At 39.8% G+C, this 20,771-nt stretch carries 15 protein-coding genes and 1 riboswitch; of the genes, 6 read left to right on the top strand and 9 right to left on the bottom strand.

Translation table 11 applies throughout. The features are described 5' to 3' along the window. Positions 1-9: 9 nt before the first annotated feature. The 5 genes from EHO65_RS15530 to EHO65_RS15510 all read left to right on the top strand — a co-directional run bounded on the left by EHO65_RS15530 (position 10) and on the right by EHO65_RS15510 (position 9,016). Complete coding sequence (locus tag EHO65_RS15530) at positions 10-1,851, top strand: chloride channel protein (RefSeq protein ID WP_135775474.1); 1,842 nt, start codon at positions 10-12, stop codon at positions 1,849-1,851. A 279-nt stretch (positions 1,852-2,130) separates the two neighbouring features. Then, the gene (locus EHO65_RS15525) at positions 2,131-3,696 is read left to right on the top strand and encodes an OmpP1/FadL family transporter (protein ID WP_135775473.1); all 1,566 of its coding nucleotides are present in this window, start codon (positions 2,131-2,133) and stop codon (positions 3,694-3,696) included. Between the two features lie 136 nt (positions 3,697-3,832). Beyond that, positions 3,833-5,125: a sterol desaturase family protein gene (locus tag EHO65_RS15520; RefSeq protein ID WP_135775472.1), complete on the top strand. Its 1,293-nt coding sequence runs from the start codon at positions 3,833-3,835 to the stop codon at positions 5,123-5,125. Positions 5,126-5,243: 118 nt separating this feature from the next. Continuing rightward, positions 5,244-7,349 carry a mucoidy inhibitor MuiA family protein gene (locus tag EHO65_RS15515; RefSeq protein WP_135775471.1) on the top strand — a complete coding sequence of 702 codons (2,106 nt, stop codon included), beginning with the start codon at positions 5,244-5,246 and terminating at the stop codon, positions 7,347-7,349. Between the two features lie 8 nt (positions 7,350-7,357). After that, entirely contained in the window at positions 7,358-9,016 is a 1,659-nt protein-coding gene (locus EHO65_RS15510; protein ID WP_135775470.1) for a mucoidy inhibitor MuiA family protein, read from the top strand. Positions 9,017-9,020: 4 nt separating this feature from the next. Here EHO65_RS15510 and EHO65_RS15505 read toward each other — a convergent pair whose 3' ends face one another. From EHO65_RS15505 to EHO65_RS15480, 6 genes are all read right to left on the bottom strand, one after another. Beyond that, positions 9,021-10,142, bottom strand: a complete 1,122-nt coding sequence (locus EHO65_RS15505) for a vWA domain-containing protein (protein WP_135775469.1) — start codon at positions 10,140-10,142, stop codon at positions 9,021-9,023. 93 nt (positions 10,143-10,235) lie between these two features. After that, positions 10,236-10,877 carry an alpha-ribazole phosphatase family protein gene (gene cobC, locus EHO65_RS15500; protein WP_135775468.1) on the bottom strand — a complete coding sequence of 214 codons (642 nt, stop codon included), beginning with the start codon at positions 10,875-10,877 and terminating at the stop codon, positions 10,236-10,238. Further along, entirely contained in the window at positions 10,862-11,674 is an 813-nt protein-coding gene (locus EHO65_RS15495) for an adenosylcobinamide-GDP ribazoletransferase (protein WP_135775467.1), read from the bottom strand. Before EHO65_RS15495 ends, cobC begins: the two co-directional genes overlap by 16 nt. 55 nt (positions 11,675-11,729) lie before the next feature. Continuing rightward, positions 11,730-12,773: a nicotinate-nucleotide--dimethylbenzimidazole phosphoribosyltransferase gene (cobT, locus tag EHO65_RS15490; RefSeq protein ID WP_135775466.1), complete on the bottom strand. Its 1,044-nt coding sequence runs from the start codon at positions 12,771-12,773 to the stop codon at positions 11,730-11,732. Between the two features lie 71 nt (positions 12,774-12,844). Beyond that, complete coding sequence (locus tag EHO65_RS15485; protein WP_135775465.1) at positions 12,845-13,702, bottom strand: LIC_13355 family lipoprotein; 858 nt, start codon at positions 13,700-13,702, stop codon at positions 12,845-12,847. A gap of 37 nt (positions 13,703-13,739) precedes the next feature. Further along, on the bottom strand, positions 13,740-14,321 hold the full coding sequence (locus tag EHO65_RS15480) for an LIC13354 family exoprotein (RefSeq protein WP_135775464.1): 582 nt from the start codon (positions 14,319-14,321) through the stop codon (positions 13,740-13,742). Between the two features lie 192 nt (positions 14,322-14,513). Then, positions 14,514-14,640, bottom strand: a riboswitch (adenosylcobalamin (AdoCbl) riboswitch). A gap of 239 nt (positions 14,641-14,879) precedes the next feature. Here EHO65_RS15480 and EHO65_RS15475 point away from each other — a divergent pair. Beyond that, positions 14,880-16,220 (top strand): flavin monoamine oxidase family protein, encoded by a 1,341-nt coding sequence (locus EHO65_RS15475; RefSeq protein WP_135775463.1) that lies wholly within the window; start codon positions 14,880-14,882, stop codon positions 16,218-16,220. Between the two features lie 28 nt (positions 16,221-16,248). Here EHO65_RS15475 and EHO65_RS15470 read toward each other — a convergent pair whose 3' ends face one another. The 3 genes from EHO65_RS15470 to EHO65_RS15460 all read right to left on the bottom strand — a co-directional run bounded on the left by EHO65_RS15470 (position 16,249) and on the right by EHO65_RS15460 (position 20,730). Then, entirely contained in the window at positions 16,249-17,025 is a 777-nt protein-coding gene (locus EHO65_RS15470) for an alpha/beta fold hydrolase (protein WP_135775462.1), read from the bottom strand. Positions 17,026-17,203: 178 nt separating this feature from the next. Beyond that, a complete protein-coding gene (locus EHO65_RS15465; RefSeq protein WP_135775461.1) occupies positions 17,204-19,348 on the bottom strand; it encodes a toprim domain-containing protein in 2,145 nt (714 codons plus the stop codon). Beyond that, on the bottom strand, positions 19,345-20,730 hold the full coding sequence (locus tag EHO65_RS15460) for a DNA gyrase subunit A (protein WP_135775460.1): 1,386 nt from the start codon (positions 20,728-20,730) through the stop codon (positions 19,345-19,347). The genes EHO65_RS15465 and EHO65_RS15460 overlap by 4 nt, the downstream gene beginning before the upstream one ends. Between the last annotated feature and the right edge of the window lie 41 nt (positions 20,731-20,771).

The raw sequence follows: 20,771 nt of genomic DNA, 5'->3' as shown, positions 1-20,771 counted from the left end.
GGATCCTTTATGTTCGGAAACATCTTAACAAAATTCCGACTAAGACCTATTTCATCTTATTTCACGATTAAGGGCAGAAGATCCTTATATTTGTATTGCGTCCTAACCGGGATCGTTTCCGGTTTGGGGGCCCTCCTTTTTTCTAGAGCCCTTGCCTGGGCAGAATATATTTCCTTAGAATCAATATCCGGTTTACATAATACACATTCTGGGGGCGAATATTTCGTTTCTTTGGAGCCGATCCCGTCTATTTATTTAGGAAGATGGGTTCTTTTGGTTCTACCTATTTTAGGAGGACTGATTGCAGGCTGGATTATCTGGAAATTCTCTCCTGATTCTGCAGGAACCGGAACGGATTCATTAATAGATTCATTTCATAATAGAGAAGGTAAAGTAGATCCGAAAGTCCCTCTGATCAAGTCGATCGCGACTATATTCACATTATCATCCGGCGGAAGCGGAGGAAAAGAAGGCCCTATCTCTCTTATCGGTGCAGGATTCGGTTCGCTTGTCGCTAACATAACCAAAGCAGGCGCAAGGGCGAGGCGTACATTATTACTCGCAGGAACTGCAGGAGGACTTGGAGCTATCTTTCATGCTCCTCTAGGTGGAGCCTTGACCTCTGTTGAAATGATGTACAGAGAAGATATAGAAAGTGATACATTGGTTCCTTGTATTATCTCTTCTGTAACCGCATTCTTAACATACTCTTCTTTTAACGGATTCGGTTCTGTTTACAAAGTTCCTGAGATCGGATTTATAGAATATAAAGAGCTTATCTTCTATTTATTCTTAGGGATCGTTTGTTATTTGAATGGAGCCTTTCTTATTAAGGTATTTCAATTCATGCAAGAATGGTCCAAGTCTTGGAAATTTCCCACGTGGATCAAGCCTGCATTAGGCGGAATTCCCGTAGGGATCATAGGTTATTTTTTACCTGAAGTTCTGGGTACTGGAGCCGGTGTATTACAAGATGTTTTAGAAGGTAGTTTTCAATTTCCAAATTACAGTTCTTATTTGGATCAAGATATGCAGATCATATTCTTTTTCTTACTTCTCGCATTCTTAAAAATTATCACCACTTCATTTACGATAGGAACCGGGGGATCTGCAGGAATGTTCGGACCTTCCTTATTCATAGGTGGAATGTTAGGAGGAGCACTTGGAACATTTGCAAATTTAGTCTTAGGTTACCAAGTGTCTGTTGCATCTTTTGTTCTAGTCGGGATGGGTGCTTTTTATGCGGGCATAGCAAGCGCTCCGATTGCAGGAATGGTGATGATTTGCGAGATCATAGGAAGTTATTCTCTTCTTCCCCCTTTGATGATTGTTTCGATCATCACTTTTGTTCTCTCTCATAAACTGAATTTGTACAAAAGCCAAAAGAACACTCGCTTCCAATCTCCAGCTCATGATTGGGATATGAATCGGGACTTATTAGAAGGTATCCTCATCCAAGATATTCGGGGCAAACTTAGAAATATTGCGGAGGTCAAAACTTCTACCCTTCTTTCTAAGTTGGAAGAAGAAGCGCTTAAGATCAACGCAAGCGACTATATAGTCTTGCAGGAAGATGGAAACTACTTCGGAATGATCTCCCTACGTACAAGCCGCTTATTTTTAGAAGGTAGAGATCTTACCCAAAACCTGATCCTTGTGAAAGATGTGGCTGATACATCGATTCTTCCGATTTCCGTCCATACAAACCTGGCGAATACCTTCAAAACCCTCTTAGATAGGGGGATGGATAAGATTCCGGTGGAAGAGAATGGAAAATATTTGGGATATTTACGTTATGCTGACATCATTTCGATATATTTTGAAAAGACTCGGTCTTCTAAGCCGGTTTAGGCACTTAAACTGAGTTTTTTGGTCCTTCTTTAAAACTCAAAAATATATGTAGCGTTCATTCTTTTACAATAATCGATACTTATCTTCCAATTTTAACTATTTTTATCAATATACGCATTAAAATGACCAATGGCTCATTTTTTGATTTTAGTGGACAATTTTAGGCTTTCCGCTAAGATACGGAAAATTTTTAAAAAATAACTGATGTGTAATAAAGAGATCAGCCAATTCTAGATGGGTTAGGGTAAGTTATGGAATTGGTTCAAAGCAGGAAGGAAAATGCGAAACAGAGCTTATAGTCAAAAAATTATCTCCAGGTCGAGAATTATCCTCGCAGTCCTAGGGATATTAGGAGTCGGCACATCCGAGCTGACTGCCGGTAGTTACGGGGATATTTATGGTGCTCACGCGGGTGCAGCCGGGATGGCGGGAGCAGTTACCGCTACGGTTAATAACTCATCTGCAGTTTTCTATAACGTTGCCGGTTTGGGAAGATTGAACGAAGCAGATTTGTTCATCGCTCAATGGGAACAAAAAGAAAAAGAGAAAGAAGCAGCAGCTAATGGAGAAGTTCCTAAGGATGCGAATGGGAATCCTATTCCTCAAGAAGGTCCTTTACTCAACACTGAACCTCAAACTGAAGCAGGTGCTCCTCCTGATAAGTGGTATAAAAGAGCTTGGTTTAATTTCAGAGACGGCTTTGCTAATATGGGAAAGGGGATGTTTACTTATCAACCTCTTCTCCGCCCGAACCGTCCTTATCATGAAGTGTCTTTCTTAGGAACTTACGCGAATCCTACATTAAAAAATAACGCACCTAAGAATGAGAACACTAAGAACCCTGACGACAGTTATGTTGGTTTGGGTTTTACGATGAACCTAAACGAAATTTTCGATATAGGTAGAACCATTCGTTTTGGATTAAACGCTATCGTTCCTGCTTCCGGGAACTTGATGGTGGTGAACGATCAGAACCCTACTGTTCCTAGATACCTTCAATCAGGAAAAAGTAATGAACGTCCAACCATCATGGCTGGGGTCGGTGTGGAACTTTGGAAAGATCGTCTTTTTGCCGGAGTTGGTATCACTGCACTTGCAGGTGGTTCCGGTGCGATCTTGTTAAAAGATGTTCCGATCTCTCCTGATCCAGTTCAAGCGAACTCACAAGTAGTTTTAACATTAAAACCTATCATCAACCCTACTTACGGACTCCAATTTACGTACGGAAAATGGAGCGCTGGGGTTTCCTATAAGAGAGAAACTTATTTGTCTGCGGACCCGATTCCTGCTCGTGCTCAGACTACTCTTTTAGGGATCCAATTGGATTTCGATCTAGCATTATTGGATCAGTACAACCCTAGAGTTTGGTCTTACGGTATTGGATTCCGACCTACAGAAAAACTTCAATTAAACTTGGATGTGAACAGAGAGATCTGGAGTTTGTATAAACTTTCTAGGATTAAAGAAAAATATTCCGAACCTCTAAATTTCAATGATACAACCAACGTTCGTATGGGAGCCGAGTATGCTTTCCGTCCATTCTTGAAGTTCAGAGGTGGTATCGGAAAGAGACCTTCTCCTGTTCCTCATTATTCAGGAGAAAACAACTGGATGGATAATGATCGTATGATCTATTCCGTCGGGGTTTCCTATATATTCAACGGGAGAAACTTTGCTTTCTTGAAGGACAGGTTGAAAAACCCAGTGATATTCGATTTAGCGATTACAAACCAACAGTTGAAAAACGTGGAGATCAATAAAACTTTCCCGACAGAAAGGAATCCAAGCTATAATTACGGCGGATATATCTGGTCCATGACCTTCTCTGTAAGCTTATTCTTCTAATCCTTTCCCTTTCCTGGGAAAATGAAATAACATCTGTTATCTAATAGCTCCATCTGAGGCGGAATTCAAAAACCGCCTCGGTTCTTTTTCTTGACCGAATGATCGCTACAGAGATAGTCGAAACTCGGTAATAGAGATGGAAAAGAATATAATTGAACTGATCACTCCCGTATTTTTCGTTTTGATAGTAGTAGAACTACTTTATTCGGTGTTTGGAGACAAACCATTCTACCGTTTTAAGGACTCCATTAATAATCTTTCGGCCGGGATCTTTATGCAGATCTTTACGGTGTTTATCACCCTAGCGTTGATGGCTGTGTATTCCTGGGTATATGCAAAATTTGGAATATTGAATATTTCAAACGACTCTTGGATAGGTTGGGTCTTTTGTTTCGTTCTGGCGGACTTCTTCTATTATTGGTATCATAGATTTGGGCATGAGATCAATATTTTCTGGGCTTCTCATGTGGCTCATCACCAAAGTGAAGATTACAATTTTACAGTAGCTTTAAGGCAAGGGGTCACTCAAAATACGTTCTCCCTTCCTTTTTATCTTCCTTTAGCATTGATGGGATTTCCTCCTATCATGTTCCTTCTTTGTATCCAAATCAATTTTGCTTATCAATTCTGGCTTCATACGAGAGCGATCCCTAAATTAGGAATTTTCGAGTGGGTGTTCAACACTCCTTCTCAACATAGAGTTCATCATGGAAGAGATCCTAAGTATATAGATAAAAACTATGCGGGAACATTTGCGATTTGGGATAGAATGTTCGGATCTTATAAAGAGGAAGAAGAAGAGCCTATCTTCGGGATCGTAAAACCAATGCAGACCTGGAGTCCTCTTTGGACACAGTTCCATTATTTCGAAGAACTATTCCTTCTTTCCTGGAAAACCAAATATTGGAAGGATAAATTTTTAGTTTGGATCAAACCTCCAGGTTGGAAACCGAAAGATCTTGGAGAATCGGTTGTTCCTCCTGAGATCGATAGATCTACGTACGAGAAATTTAATACACATATTCCTTACACATTATTAGCTTATTCTATCACTCAATTCTTCTTTGGATTGGGCGCTTCTATGGTTTATATAGAATTCAAAAAAGAATTACCTCTGTTTGAAATGTGTGCTTTAGGTTTTTATGTTCTTTGGACTCTTTGGAATATAGGCGCGATCTTTGAATTGAAAACCTCAGGTATCGTTTCCGAGTTGATCCGTCTGGCTTCTATCGCTGCGCTCACCTATGTGTATCCTTTCGATTTCACCCATGTAGAAAAATTGACCGCTGTTCTTCCGGTAGAGACTTTACAATATCTTCCTCAGTTAATGAAGCAGGTTGCATTGATCTCATTCTTTATATTGGGAGGCTTTTTGGTTTCTCAAAAAAGGTTTTTCAGCATCAAAGGATATACGCCTAAAACAGTTTAGTTCCGGATTTTTGAGCTAGTTTTTAGAGTTAAAAGCGCCTTTTCAATGAAGGCGCTTTTTTTATGGCCGTGAAAATAAATTGACGAACTATGTTTCGGCAAGTATCCACATAGAACCTATGATTTCTCGTTTTTCTTCCTCGGTTCTTACAGCATCGTTTCTGATTTTGCTAGGGACTAATTTTTACGCCCAAGAATCCGATCCTTCAGCAAGTGATACTCCTACAGCCATTACGGAAGAGGAGAAGGCTTCCAAGTCCCCAGTCTCCGTTTCTTACGCAAGAATTGATTCTGTTCTATTATACTCCGACTTAGTCTATGTCACCAGGCAATCCGAGGTAAAACTTCCTGCTGGAGTTTCAGAAGTTTTATTGGGAGAAGTCCCAATCGCTTCCTTGGACAAGAGTGTGATCGTTACATTTACTGATCCAAATAAAAAATTTAAGATCAAAGGCATCAGAGTTTCGGAAAAAGCTTCTAGAAGAAAAAAATCCCAAGAAGCAGAAGAGTTAGAAAAAAGAAAAGAAGGTCTGCTCTTAGCATTAAGCACAAAATCGAGAGAAGTCCAAGACCTTTTGGATTGGGAAGCTTCTATCAAATCAATCAAACCTGCGATCCGAGAACAAGATGGAGTAGTGGAGAAGATTGACTCGGAAAATTTTTCTTCCTTCCGAAAAACATACGCAGAGCTAGCGGAGGATAATACAAAACTCAGATTAGCAAAGCTCGAAGAACTAGATCGTATCCGCGAAGAATTTTATATAGTTACCACTAAGATCTCCCACCTTGCAGAAGGTGATACACTTCGTAGAAAAGAGATCCGATTGGATGTGGAATCTGATTCTGCAAATGTATTTCCTTTTGAATATAAGTATCTGATCCGAGGTGCGAACTGGTATCCTCGTTATACATTAGAATTGAATTCAAATGGACAAGAAGCCGAGTTAGGTTGGCATGCTTTAGTTCGTAACGAAACTGGAGAAGATTGGAAAAATGTTCGATTAGAATTTTCCACTGCAAATCCAAATCAAGACATAGACTTACCTGAGTATAGAGAATATAGGATTGCTTCTAAGGAAGTAGCGGTATATTCGGGTGATGAGGATTATTCCCCCGCTGATAAGGAGTATGATGCTCCTTCTAAACCTTCTGCAAATGCAGGAGCTATGATCCAAAGTAAAAAGGAATCCAAGAAAAAAGCTCCTTCACCTAAGGTCTCTCAAAGAAGTAAGGCCGAAGAGAGAGTCGATGATGTTCAATACCAAGAGAAGAATGATAACCCTTTAATGCAATCCCGTGCATTGATAGAAGGAAATTATAAAGATAGATCCAATTCAATTCGTGTAGAAGAGAATATGAACAGACTCCAAGGAGAACTTGCGAACCAAAAATATTCCTTCGACCAAGGATCTTATGAAGAATCTATTCGTTACGGAAAGGAGGCTCTTCGTAGGTTTTCAGGTTTAAGAGAAAGTTCTAGAAAAGAACTGAAAGAACTCGAAAACGAAGTGCAAAATCTTTTGAATAGATCTTCACAGCTGAGTTCGGATAAAAAATATTCCAACCAATTGATCGCTCCCGGAATTTCTTCCGAAGGATTTGATTTTAGATATATTGCTCAGTCCAGGGAAAAAATTCCCTCTGATCGCACTTTGAATCGAGTATTTCTTCGTAAAAGGAATATCACAGTTCGTCCTGGTTATGAAACTTCTCCTCTTACAAATGACGGGGTTTTCTTGAATGTAGTTTCTTCTAATACGGAAAGAGAACCTTTGCTTGCCGGTCCTCTGGAAATCTATTCTGGAGAGAATTTATTAGGAACTACTACCGTCTCTACGTTGAAACCGGGCCAAGAGATCAAAATGGAACTTGGGCCTGATAGAGATATCAAGGTGGAAAGAAAACAGGAAAAACTGGATGATAAGTCCGGGATCATTTCTCGTAAAAAAAATATCCGTTATCGAGTTACTATCTCTATTAAAAATAATAAACGTAGAGCTGTTCCTGTTCGCCTGATTGATCGTATTCCTTATACGAACGATGACAGTGTGAAAGTGGAATGGTCCGCGGGCACCGATACTCCTAAGTCTAAAACGGAAGATGGAATTTTAACTTATGAATTTGAGATAGGCGCAAACTCCCGTAAAACAATCCAGTTCGAATATACAGTCTCTTATCCTGCTGACAATATCCTAAGAGAAACTCCTGGTTCGGATTCATATTGAGGCTTATCATGAAAAATTATAAAAACTTAATGTATTCATCTTTCGTTCAATTTTCTTTTGTTTTTGTTCTGGTTTCTTTTCCCTTACTCGGAAAAGAAACCAATCTTCCTATTAAGGAAGTGACTGTTCATCAGGGAACAGCTCAGATCCTAAGATCCGGAAGAATACAATTGGAACCCGGAACGAATAAAATCGAGATTTCTTATTTGCCTGTTTCTCTTTTGGAAGAAACCTTAACTGCTGCGGTGACTTCTCCCCAGGTAGAAGTCACCGGTTCCAGAACTTGGAAAGAAGAAGGTACTGCAGCTTCCAATCCGGAAGTTGCTCTTCTCCAAAAAAAAGTGCAACAATTAGAGAAGGACCTGGAAAGTATATTAGCAAAAGAGAATGATCTAAAGGCAGAAAAGGACCTATTGTCCGAAATGCGTAAGAAAGTCTCGGATGTTGTGGGCCGCAATCTTCTATATGGAAGGGTAGAAGGGGATGGAAAAAACTGGGGAACTTATCTTAAAAAAACCAGAGATGAGGCCGTTTCTATTTTTGCTTCTTGGGAGAAGTTAGAAAAATCCAAACGTAAAGTACAGACAGAACTGGAAGAAGCAAGAGCTCAACTTTCACTCTTATTATCCCAGGCGGAAAAAAGTACACGTACTACATGGGTCCAGATCGTAAACACGAGTTCCGAGGCCAAAAGTGTAGAACTTCGCTTGAGTTATCTGGTTCCGAATGCGGATTGGAGACCTGCTTATATTCTAACTGCGGATGACTCTTTGACTAAAGCGAAATTGGAATACATAGTAGAGATCCGACAGGAATCCGGGGAAGATTGGAAAGGAGTACAACTTCTACTTTCTACCACAAGACCGGATCTTTCTCTCAGAAGAGATCGGCTTCGTCCATTAAGATTATTTGATGTAGAAGTGGATTCTAAACAGGAAATTCTAACTAATCAAACCCAAGCTGTGGGTGCAGCTCAAATGCCTAATGAAGAGTCTAATATTCCCTCTACTGAGGAACCTTCTCCCTCTAGCGAAAGAGGTAGCGGATTTTTGTTCAGGCTTCCTAAAACGATCACCTTAGCTTCGCAAAAAGAATCCAGAAAATTCGAAATGTTATCTTTTAACGCGCCTATCCAGGTAAAAACCATAGCTTCTCCTAGATATAAACCGTTTCCTTTATTGGAAGCTGAGTTTCAAAACATGGGAGAATTTCCGATTTTACCTGGCGAAGTTTCTTTATTTAGAAGTTCCGGACTTGTTGGTAGGACAAAAGTTTCTTACGTTTCTCCCAAAGAAAATCTTTCCGTTTCTCTCGGGACAGAAGGTAGTTTAAGACTTTCTTATAGAAAGGATTGGAACCAAACGAAAGAGGGACTGATTTCTACTCAAAAAGTAATGGAGAAGAAAGTTTATCTAAGTTTGGAAAATTTTAGCAAAGAAAGTAAGACTGTAATCGTAAGGGAACAGATCCCTATTTCAGAATCTGCAAGTGTAAAGGTTGAAGTGAATCAGGAGACGAGCACTCCAGGTTCCAAGGAATATCGCGCTAACTCCGGAATTATTGAGTGGAGTTTAGTGATCCCACCTTCCGGAAAAAAAGAGATCAAGTTGGAATATCGAGTAACGTATCCGAATCACCAAAACTTGGATTTTTTAAGATCATTTTAAGATCTTACTCGGTAAGTTTTATTTCTCCACTTTTGTCAACGGAACTTGGGATACCTTTTGTGTCCCAAAGTTCCAATTCTAAATTTAAAGGAAGATGTGCCGGAGCTGAGATCTGAAATTCCCCTTCTCCTTTTCTCGTTTGAAAACAAATTTGTTCCGTTCGTTCCACTCTTTCCGGTTCAGAAGCTCTTTGAGGATTCCAGTTTTGTATTTTGGATGAAGCTGAACTTCTTCTTTTCAAATTTAAGATCACACATTGGTTCTCTGAATCAGAGTTTTCAAAAACGAATTTCACTCTATAAAAATTCTCTTCCGAATCTGTTTGTTTTTTTTCGATGCTTGCGATCCGGATCTTAGATTTGCGCTTTTCCGGTTCTAGTTCTGCCTTTTTAGGAAGTGGTTCTTGTTTTAAAAGATCTTCCATCGCTAGAAAGAAATCGCTATCTTCTCCCACATTATAATATCTTCCGTTTCCGGTTTTTGCCAAAGATTGCATGACTCTTTTCTCTTCGGGTTTCAAGCCTAGGCCAAAAATATGCATTTTGAAATTTATACCTTTTTGCTGCAGTACCTGGAGTTCTTTTTCCGGATTTCCATAACAGCTTTCAATTCCATCAGTAACCAAGATCAAGTCAGTGGGAGATTTTCTGCGAACGATATAATCTCCGGCGATTCGAATAGATTCTGCAAGTGGAGTAGCGCCGGAAGGAGTGAGACCAAAAAGTTTATTTTGAAAACCGGGACGATTTCCTTTTTCTAAAGGTTGATAAAGTCTGGAAGATTGGCAACCGGGGAGTCGATTCCCATAAGCAATAAAACCTACTTCAGTTTCCTCCGGAAGTTTATCTACATAATGGCGAACGTACTTTTTTGCGAGATGGACCTTTTGATAGATCCCGAGATATTCGTTCATGGAACCGCTTGCATCTAGGATGAATAGTTTTGCAGTTTCAGGTTGCCCTGGGACTGCGAGTTCAGGCGATGTATCCGAAATGATAAAAGAAGGACCAAGAAGTAATAATATGAGAAGAATATACTTTAATATTTCTTTATATTTCACAATGCGGACTTCCAGTACCGAAAGGTTTTTATGAAGAATAGATCTGAAAATTCGGAAACAGAACATGAGGGATTCGAATACTATATTCCTTATCGGATAAAAATAAAAACACCTTAGCAATCCGGTATTTCTATTTATGTCTTATTCGTTCTAGCGAGCTTACTTCTTATTCCAAGAAACGAATTGAGGATAGGATCCCATTTCTCCAAAGCGGATCTTAAAACAAGAAACGGATCCATATTCTAAAACCATTCGAAACGAATTCTCTAAAGGAAAACCTAATACGATAGAAGACAAACATCGAATCGGGCCTCCATGACTAACCCAAATTGTTTTGTATTCAGAGGTTTCCCCTTCTTCTTTTTTAAGATTTTCCCAAGTCCTTGCTTCTTGCAGACCTTCTTCCCAAGATCTTAAGATCCTAGTTTTTAATTCTGAGTAGGTTTCTCCTCCGGGAGGTCTTCTGTTTACGTAGTCTTCCATCCAGGGATCAGTTTCGGATCTAGGTAGGTCTTCCCACAAACGTCCTTCCCAATCTCCGAAATCTAACTCTTGGATATTTGAGTCCACTTTCCAAGCAGGAGTAATTGATTTTGATTCTAGATGTTTGCTGATATATTCTGCTAAACTATAACATCTGAATAATGGACTTGTACGGATAGAATGTACTTTTTCGGGTAGAAGTTTCAGAACGTTCTCAGCTTCTTTTTCAAAGCTGGAAGGAAGTCCAAGATCCGATTTTCCATAACAGGTTCCGGGTTCTACTTCAGGAGTTGTATGTCTGACTAAAAAGATTTCCATGCGGCGACGATCCCGATCAGATATAATAGTTCGGTAACTTGTTGGACTGCACCCAAACAATCTCCCGTATATCCTCCTAACCATTTTTTATAAAAACTTCTGAGATATAAATATCCGAACGTCTGTAAAAGGAATGGATATAATAAAAATCCAAAAACTCGGTCTGAAGGAAGATACTCATTATGAAAGAATGCAAGCCAAGGAGTTAATCCCCAAATACCGGCTATAACTACATTCGAAGTTTTTAAAGTTTGGATGATCGGTTTTGCTTTAGATAATTGATCTTCTCTCACATAGGAAAGAGTTTTTGCTGTGAATAATGCCCAAAACCTACTGGAGGAGTGAGAGGAAAGTATTATGATGAAGAGAACTTCGATGGAAAATTCTTCCAATGATTTATAACATACGAATTTAAGAAGTAGTACGAGTATAATTCCGATCGTTCCGAAGGCACCGATCCTACTGTCCTTCATGATCTCTAAGATCTTCTCCTTGGTCCAACCTCCACCGAATCCATCGCATACATCCGTAAATCCATCTTCGTGAAAAGCACCGGTAACTAATACAGAAACCGCCATTGCCAAAACGATACTGATCTCCCAGGTCAAGGAAAGGTCGGCAACCCATAGTACGAACCATGTTGCAGTTCCGACAATCCATCCTACTAACGGAAAATATCTGGAGGAAGAATTAAGATATTCGTCTGAATGTTCCACCCAAGACGGAACAATGATACGAGTATTATAACGTACGGAGGAAAGAAAAATGATCAGTTCTTTGCGGATAAATCCAAACATGCAAAGACGAACTTATTCATTCCTCCGATTCGGGCAGCGAGAATTTACTCTTCGCTTAATCTTTTTTTTCGGAAACGCCTGCGGATTCGAAACTTGCCATCTCTCTTAAGAACGCTAATGCGGATTCTAAGATAGGATAAGCAAGTGCACATCCGGTTCCTTCTCCCAAACGAAGCCCAAGATCTAAGATAGGATCGGCATCAAAAAACTCCAGGATCAGCTTATGCCCTTGCTCGGAAGATTTATGAGCAAATACTGCATTACGAACGATCTTAGGTTCGATTCTTGAAGCAGTTAAGAATGCAGAGCTTGCGATAAAACCATCAACCAAGATCAAACGATTCTCTTTATAAGAAGAAAGCATAGCCCCACAGATCATCGCGATCTCAAAACCTCCAAACTTGGAAAGAACTTCAATCGGATCTTTTGGATTTACTTTATGTTTTGCTCTGCATTCAGCCAGGATTTGTTTCTTACGTGCTAAGGACTCGTCGTCTAAGCCTGTTCCTCTTCCTGTAAGATCTTCTGCGGAACGATCTAAAAATACCGAAGCGAGCAAAGAAGCACTGGAAGTATTTCCGATTCCCATTTCCCCGAATCCAATCACATTACATTCTTTGGGGATTTTGGTGATTGCGATCTCTCCACCGATACGGATTGCTTCTTCACATTCCTCTCTTGTCATTGCTGCTTCGTTCAGAATATTCCTAGTTCCAGCTGCGATCTTTGCAGGTATAAAATCAGGATGAGATTGTTCAAAGTCGCCGGAAACGCCTGCATCTATCACAAGCAATTTGATTCCATGCTGTTTGCAGAATACGTTTATCGCAGCTCCTCCATTCAAAAAGTTTAATACCATCTGGTAAGTAACTTCTTTGGGAAATGCGGAAACTCCTGAGTCTGCCAGTCCATGATCTCCTGCAAATACTAGTAAATGAGGGTTGGACAATACAGGGTCCACTGTGTTCTGGATCGTGCCTATACGATAGGCTAGATCTTCTAATTTTCCCAAGGCGCCTAATGGCTTTGTCTTGGTATCTATCTTATTACGTAAATATTTATCTAAGTTCAATTGGTGCACATCTTTTGGGCGGATCATATTGTTTTCACTTTTAAGAATTTTAGCGTTAAACCGAAAAAAGGTCGGAAAATCTTTGTTTCAGTTTTAGATTAAGGGGTTACGGATTTTGCGATGACTCCGTCTATATCGGGATTTGCATGAGCCGGATCGATCGGTAGAGAAGTTAAAATAGTTTTAGCTGCGGATATTTTGATATAGGTGAATCCGTTCGCCTGGATATCCGTTTTTAGTCCTCCAGTACATCCGGTCCCTGAATTTCCGAAATTAGAATCCGCTAAATCAAAGCCGTCTCCGCCGCCACCACCATTAACGATATCCGTATCGAAAACTTCCGGAACGGTCATAGGATTTGTGTCTTGATTATAGCTGAAAGGAGTAATGCCTGCGAATCTTTCCCAGTAAATCGGATTTCCTACGAAAGTGTTCGGATCCGAATTCGTATATTCAGGATCCCAACCACACCAATTGGCTAAATCATTTCCGACTTCAACAATTAGAGGCTCCATAAAAACATTATTAAAAGTGTTGGAATCGTTTTGTACTCCGATAAAAAACGGATTTTCGTAGACTATAAAATCGATCCCACTTGTAGGAAGAACTTTGGCTCCAGACCAACGAAGTATGATCGCCGATCCACTCCCAGAATCTTCTATACTATAAACATCTAAGGAACCGTTAAACTTTCCCTGTCCACGAATTCCGTCTACCGAACAATCTGAATCTTTGAATCCTATTCCGTTATTAGTCGGAGCGGAAACGATTTCATCAGCTACAAAAATACCTCTACCTGTTTCAGGATTTCTCAAGTCACAGGAGCTTAGGAAACCGGATCCATCTAATCCTAAAGCGAGAAGTGATTCTGCACCGGCTGAACTTTTTGAATCGTCGCAATTGGTAAAAACTAAAGAGAAACAGACAAATATTATGGAAATTTGAAATATTTTCATATGAATATCCTGTTCTACCTGTTTCTCTTATATGATTTTAGTTCAGTTCAAGCCTGCTCCAAGGAGCTGGATCGAAACCGCTATTCAAGCCACAACCTGCATTAATATCGCTCGGGTCGGAATAATAATTCAAATCATCGTCTTTTGCGGATGCTAAAGTTGTCTGAGTGGAAACGTCTGAAAGGTCCGGACAAACATAAGTTTTACCGTCTTTAACGATCCATCTGTACCAAGCATAGTTTCCTTGGGAAAAAGAGGAATCTCCACGGAAACGGACATAGATCACTTTTTTATTCGTGTCGATTTCCTGGATCTCACCGTATAAATAACTATTACCGTAAGTAGCATCGAACATCGTTTGTGCGACTAAAGAAAGAGAGATATTATATGTTCCTACAATTTCATTTCCCGGTGCAGTATAAGTTCCGCCTGCATAGTCGACGGTTCCATTATAGTAATTATAATTTCCCGCAATTGGATTTAATCCCGCTAACGCAACTAATGCAAGTGTAGCCGGATCGTCGGATTTTTTCGACTCTCCCAATTCGAAACAGTTCACAAAGGCGAACAATGAAGTGAGGGTTAGTAACAAAGCCGCTTGTTTCTTGAATTTTCTCATTTTCTCTCCTGATTTCTGCCGGATGTCGCAGAAAAAGAAATAAAGGCAAAATAACGTTAGTCGATCATTGATCTAAAGAAGATCCGAACGATTTTGTATTTGCAGTGGTTTTCTTTTTCCGTTCGAGAGCCCCGACATTTTAGCTTTCGGGGCCCCATCGCAGAAAGCGCTGATGCGCTAAAGAGCGAGATTTACGATACTCCCCAACCTCGAGGTTTAAGTATCGCGGGGAAGATCTGGCTTATTCCGTTTAAAACGGACATCACAGTTGCGGGTCAGCGCGGGATTTTCACCCGACTTCCTCCCTGAAAGCGTAATTCCAGGTTTTGGTTTAGCACTTCCCCTGGCAAGGGAAAAAGTATAAGGATGCAAAAGTCATCTAATCCTTGCAATATCCGGATAAATCATCGATATTTAAAGCATAGGAACGAATCGAAAGGGTTCGGTACATAATTTCAGATTGATGAGACCTTCTACTCCGCAAAAAATTCGGGAAAGATCTTTCATAGACCGAAAATATAAGAGAGAGTTTTAATAAAACTTCCAAAGAGGAATCCGATGAAAATTACCCGATCCACTTTTCTGAAAGCCGGAATTTTAACTGCCGCAGCTTTGTTGGGAAGTCGTAAGGGAAATTTATCCGCTCAGAATACAAACTCTGGAAAAAAAGTAATCGTACTTGGCGGCGGACTTTCAGGACTTTATTCAGCATATATATTAGGAAAGACAGGAAGTAAAGTAACTCTGATAGAAGCTACGGACCGAGTGGGAGGAAGAGTAAGATCTATTCAAGATCCTTCCGGTCATGTTGTAGACTTGGGAGCAGAATGGGTTTCTTCCGAAGATAAAACTGTTCGCAGTCTAGTTAGAGAACTTGGATTAAAATTGCAATCTTCTCCTTTGGTTCCGGATCTATTTTTAGGAACTTATAAAAAAGCAGGTGCCTGGGAACTTTCTCCTAAATCTCAAGAGATCTTAAGCAAACTAGTATCACAAAATTCTAAATTAGATACTGCGCAGCAGCAAGCATTAGATCGAATCAGCATTTATAATTATCTAGTCTATCAAGGAGTTAGTCCAGAAGATCTAACTTTACTTGGCCATAAACTTTCTCTTCATTACGGAGATAGTATCCGTGTTCTGTCAGCGGAGAAGGTATTGAGCGATCTTGCACAATTTCCTCAAAGGAATAGTAAGATAGAAGGTGGAATGGAGAATATCGCCAAAACTTTGGTGATGAATATAGAAAACACTGAATTTGTTTTTTCTGATCCAGTATTATCTGTGGACCAGGATTCTACTGGAGTTACTGTTACTACTGCTTCCGGTAGAAAATTTAACGGTTCTACTTGTATTTGCACTTTACCTGCAAACCAAATCTCTAATGTAAAATGGAATCCGGGTCTTGATAAAGAGAAACTTCTCGCCGCATTAAGAGTTCGTTATTCTCAAATTTATAAATTATTTTTAGTATTAAAAGAATCTCCTTGGGAATCTTCTCCTTTTGCAGTTCATTCTGATGCAGCAGCTCAATTCTTATATGATGCAGGTACTAAGTCTGATACTTCAGATAAGGTTTTAGGAGTGATCGCGAACGGAGACAGATTTTCCGTATTCGATTCTGCTAACCAAGATCAAAAGGTAGAATATATCCGTCTTACTCTAGATCGTTTGGGTTTGAAAAAAGATCTGCAGATCCAAAGATTCTATTTTACGGAAACTAAAAAGGATTACGTTCCGAATGGAATTGCAGAATTCCCACCAGGAAGTTTTGGATCAGAGATCATTCTACGAAAACCATTTGATCGTATCTTCTTCGCAGGAGAACATACCGGAGAAATCACCGGAACAGTAGAAGCCGCATTAAGCTCCGCGATCAAGGCAGTGAATCTGGTTTAAAAAACCCATCTGAAGTTTATAATAGTTTCTACGATTTTCGTTTTGGTTTATGTTCGATCCAACCGGTCGCATCTAGTAAAATTTTTTCGATTCCGTTCTCCGTAATCGCCCAATGTGAAAGTTTCGGATATAGTTTCATTATAGAATCGGCGTATTTCGAGGCAATTTTTCTACCGATCCGAGGAGGAGTGACTCTATCTTTTCCAGTCGCTGCTACAAACACTGGACATTGGACCTTCTCAAAGTTTACTCGAGTGGGTTGTGAATAAACAAGGAACGGCAAAAAAGTTTGGAATGCAATTTTACCGGATTCAGGAATATACGTAGGATAGAGCTCGTTTTGTTCCGATTCATTTAAACTATTATAAATTCCGTATGCAAATTTGTTTTTGCTTAAGAGATTCGTCTTTCTCCAAAAGAAAGGCTCTATTAAAATTTCCCAAATTGTCTTTAAGCCAGTCCAGGAAAGCCCGCTAATTTGTATGGGTTGTACTGGAGTAATTAATATCAATGCTTTTGTTTTGATTCGAGTTGCCAGTAGTTGCGCTAACAATCCTCCTAAAGAATGACCTAATAAGATGGGTTCTTTCCAACCCAATCGATTTAAAGTATTTTCTAAAAAATCTATATAATCGGAAATTCCTAATTTGGAAAGTTTTCGCAAATCCGCTCCCGGTTCATGCTGAGGCAAATCTACGGATTCGCAATTATAACCTTCTCTTTCTAGAATTTCTTGCACTTGCGATAAATGTTTTCCTCTACACCACATTCCGTGGATGAGGAGTATGTTTCCTTTCGTTTGCATTCTATTTCTCCTAAGAAGGGAATATAGCTTGGGAGTGAAGAAGAGGCGACCCGGTTCTTGCGATTTAAATCTGTTTTCTATCGTGGAAATAAAAAATAGATTTATGCTTAATCTGTTAAAATAAAAAAAGGCCCGGAAATTCCGGGCCTTTCTTTTCGAAACTATAGAAAGGACTGAATTAGTCTTCAATCACACTCATTGCATATTCGGAGATCGCGTCCCTTCTTGCTTCTGCAAAGTCTTTGTGGAACCAAAGGTTCTGGATCTTAGAAGCTTCCTTCTTATTTCCAATAGTGATCTTGGTCATACACTCATCTACTGCAAACTTCATTGCTTCTTTTCCGGTTTCTCCGAGTCCTTTATTCCGTTTTTTGCGGACGATCTGACCGCCGGATTTTTCGACTCGTTTGACTAGAGCATCATAATCTTTATCATCGATGCAGAATATAGTCTCAGTCTTTTTGGAATCTACACCTTTAATATCCACCTCGTAAAGAGGAGCGCTAGATATATGAATGAGTCCTAAGTCAAAAAGTTCAGGCCAGTATTCGTAGAAGAAAGAAAGCATTAGAGAACGAATTGCATATCCGTCAAAATCCGCATCTGTGATGATACTTACTTTATCGTAATTCAGTTCTTCTATCGATTTTACTTTCTGATCTAACGGGAGTCCTAGAATTGCTACGATGTTCTTCAACTCTTCGTTAGCGATTGCTTTTGCAAGAGACACACCCTTACAGTTCATAGGTTTTCCTCTTAAAGGAAATAAACCATGAAGTTTTGGATTTCTTGCAGGACGAAGACCGGCGATTGCTGAGTCTCCCTCTGCGACAAATAATACTCTACCCGGATCATTCGGTTTTCCAGTCGGAGGCATGAGTTTAGGAATGTTCATCTTACTTGCTTTTTTAAGTCCGCGTTGTGCGTCTTCAAAAGCTTTTAGCTGAGTCCTTTTCTCCATTTGGAGTTTAACTTCTTCCAATAATCCGGTTTTTTTAATGAACTTATCTAAATGTTTGTCTACTGCGTTACGGATATCTTCGTTCAAGTCATTGATCAAATAAGACTTGTCCTGAGATTTAAAACGTGGATTCAAAAGTCTCATGTTCACGTACATGTGAAAGCAGTTTCTTACGTCGTTACGAGTACAGCTTGTTTTGAGTTTTTTCTCTAAGGAAACGATCTGGCTTTTTTTACGGACTTCGTCGCAAAGTCTGTTTTCCAGATACTCGATTGCCGAACCGCCTTGAGGAGCAAAGATTGAGTTCACCCAAGTTAGGTTTTTATTCTGACCGATTACCAAGTATGCTTCTAGATGTAATTGGGATCCGGCAGCAGGTGCATTGTAATCCATTTTGTAGTAAGTCAGATCTGAATGGGAGAATATCTCATCCAAACCTTTTTTGAACTTATACTTTTCCTTCTTTCCTTTATGAACAAACTGAACTTCCAATCCAGGATTGGTCATTGCTATGTCCTGCAGATACTGTTTCATTAGATCTACATTGAAGGAAGTATCTAAGTTATTAAAATATTTTGGATTCAGCTCAAATTCGACGGCAGTTCCGTGATCTTCTTTAGAAGCTTTTTCGATCGCTTCGATCATATTTGTTTTTTTGCTGATCGGAACTAATTTTTCGATCTGATCTTTTGTGAGAAGAGGACAATCATCGAATTTTCCATGCTCATCAAAATATAAAAAAGCTCTTTCAGTATCTTCTTTAGAAAGTTTATAAGAACGGATCTGCTTTTTTGCGTCTTCGTGAATAGTGAATAGTTTTTTGAAAGTACTTCCGTCGTTAGTGGTTTTTACTTTAAAGTAAGAAGAAACCATTCTTACCAAAGAAATACCCACACCATTTTGACCGGCTACGTGATCTTGTTTCACGTGATCGTCGAAATTCTCTCCATACATCAAATGCAGATATACACCTTCCGCATTTTTTGCCGGGATCCCTCTTCCATTGTCAGCAACCGTTACAGTCTTCTTGTCGGAAGAAAGTTGGATGATAAGTTTGGACATCTTATCTTTTTCAGGGATAGCCTTGTCCTTTTGGTTCTTGCGGTATTCGTCCACCGCGTTCATACAAGCTTCGTCCAAACATTTTAATTTGGCAGGAACATCTTCCAATTCCTCGTGTACGATCTCGTATAAATTGCCGCTGTTCTTACGGAAAAAGTGCTGCTCGAATGTGGAAGCAGAGTTTTGCCCTAACCACATTCCGGTCCTCATCCTTACGTGTTCTACGTTGGAGAGTTTTTTGAAGTTCCGTTCCCCTCCGGTCGCGGGCTTCTTTTCGGTTTTGGTTTTAGCAGTACTCATTCCTTGTCCCATTTATCCTTCAGTTCGGATAATTCTCCGAGCATGAATTCTGTTAATTTTTTATCTTCTTTCACAAGCCCTTGGTATCTGGAAAGGGCGGTTTTTGCTTCAACAATGGCTTCTTCACATTTGCGAACTTCTTCCAAAGTCATTCTGTAGATTGGAATAGAAGCTAACCATTCATAGTATACGAATTTTGCTTTTTGGAGTTTATCCTCGAAATCCTTTTTGGATTTGATACCGATTACTTTTTCGTTCCATTTTTCTTTTATGAAACGGATCAATTCGGAGTTTCTTGCGATTTTCTCTTCTTCCAAACCTGCGAGACGTTTGAATCTGCGGATCAAGTGGGTCTTTCTGAAATCGCAGAAACGTTTGATGATCTCTTCAGGTCCGAAGTTTTTCAGACGACCATCGTAAGTGATCACGTTATTCGCAAGAGTTTGGGTATCTTCTTTGGAGATTACCGCTGAGATCTCTTTCGCGCTAGGTTTTTCACCCTTCTTATAATTCAGTTCTATACGGAATGTTTGGCTGGAATGATCCACATAGTCTTTCAACCAGGAATCTTTTCTTTCCAGAATATCATCCAGAAGATTGATTACCTTCTCTCTATTCCAGTTCATTGGAGCATCTGTAAGATAGAGAGTATCTCCTTCCCAGGTAAAACCGAAGGTAGTGGTCATTGTGATATTGCCCGCTTCGGTCTTAGCCATTTTCACTTCGCCTTTATAATCCTTGTACCAAGGTTTTAAAGGAAGAGGCTTTTTAGTTTTGAGATAATTGATCTGCGAATTGATGATCTCAGAAAGTTTATGGCCTGGGATAAAACAACGGAAACCAGTTGCAATTCCCATAATATTGTTCAATAGAACGATTGGAACTTTTCCTACGAAGTGGATTGGTTCGTCTTCTGTTTCGTCGTAATTTTTAACGTAATCTATATCAGGTAAACTTTCGAAAAATCCCAGGTCTTTTACGAAGTCGGAAAGTTTTACCTCGGTGTATCGAGGAGAAGCGATTGCGCTCGGATCCAATACGTCTCCGAAAGTACCTTCTCCCGCAACTAATGGATGATTATTTGCGAATGTAAAGTCCTGAGCCATCTGAGAAAGAGCATCTTGGATGGATCTATCTCCATGTGGGTGATATCCCATCGCGAGACCCGCTACTTTTACAGTCTTAGTGTATCGGTTACGAGCATCCGAATTCCACATTGCCCAAAGAATTCTTCTCTGGACGGGCTTTAAACCATCGATTTCGTGAGGAATTGCCCGGGAATCGCAGACATATCGAGAGTATTTTCTCTGATCGTCGTTAACTTGGTCCTCAAATGGTATTTTTGGGAAGTTTTCTTTGCCTGATTTATTGGAATCTTTCATGGGACTTTTATTGCCAAAGGATTTTAGGACGGTTTTACTGT

The sequence above is a fragment of the Leptospira andrefontaineae genome, from assembly GCF_004770105.1.
Lineage (GTDB): Bacteria > Spirochaetota > Leptospiria > Leptospirales > Leptospiraceae > Leptospira_B > Leptospira_B andrefontaineae.
This window is presented reverse-complemented; position numbering and strand designations above follow the sequence as displayed.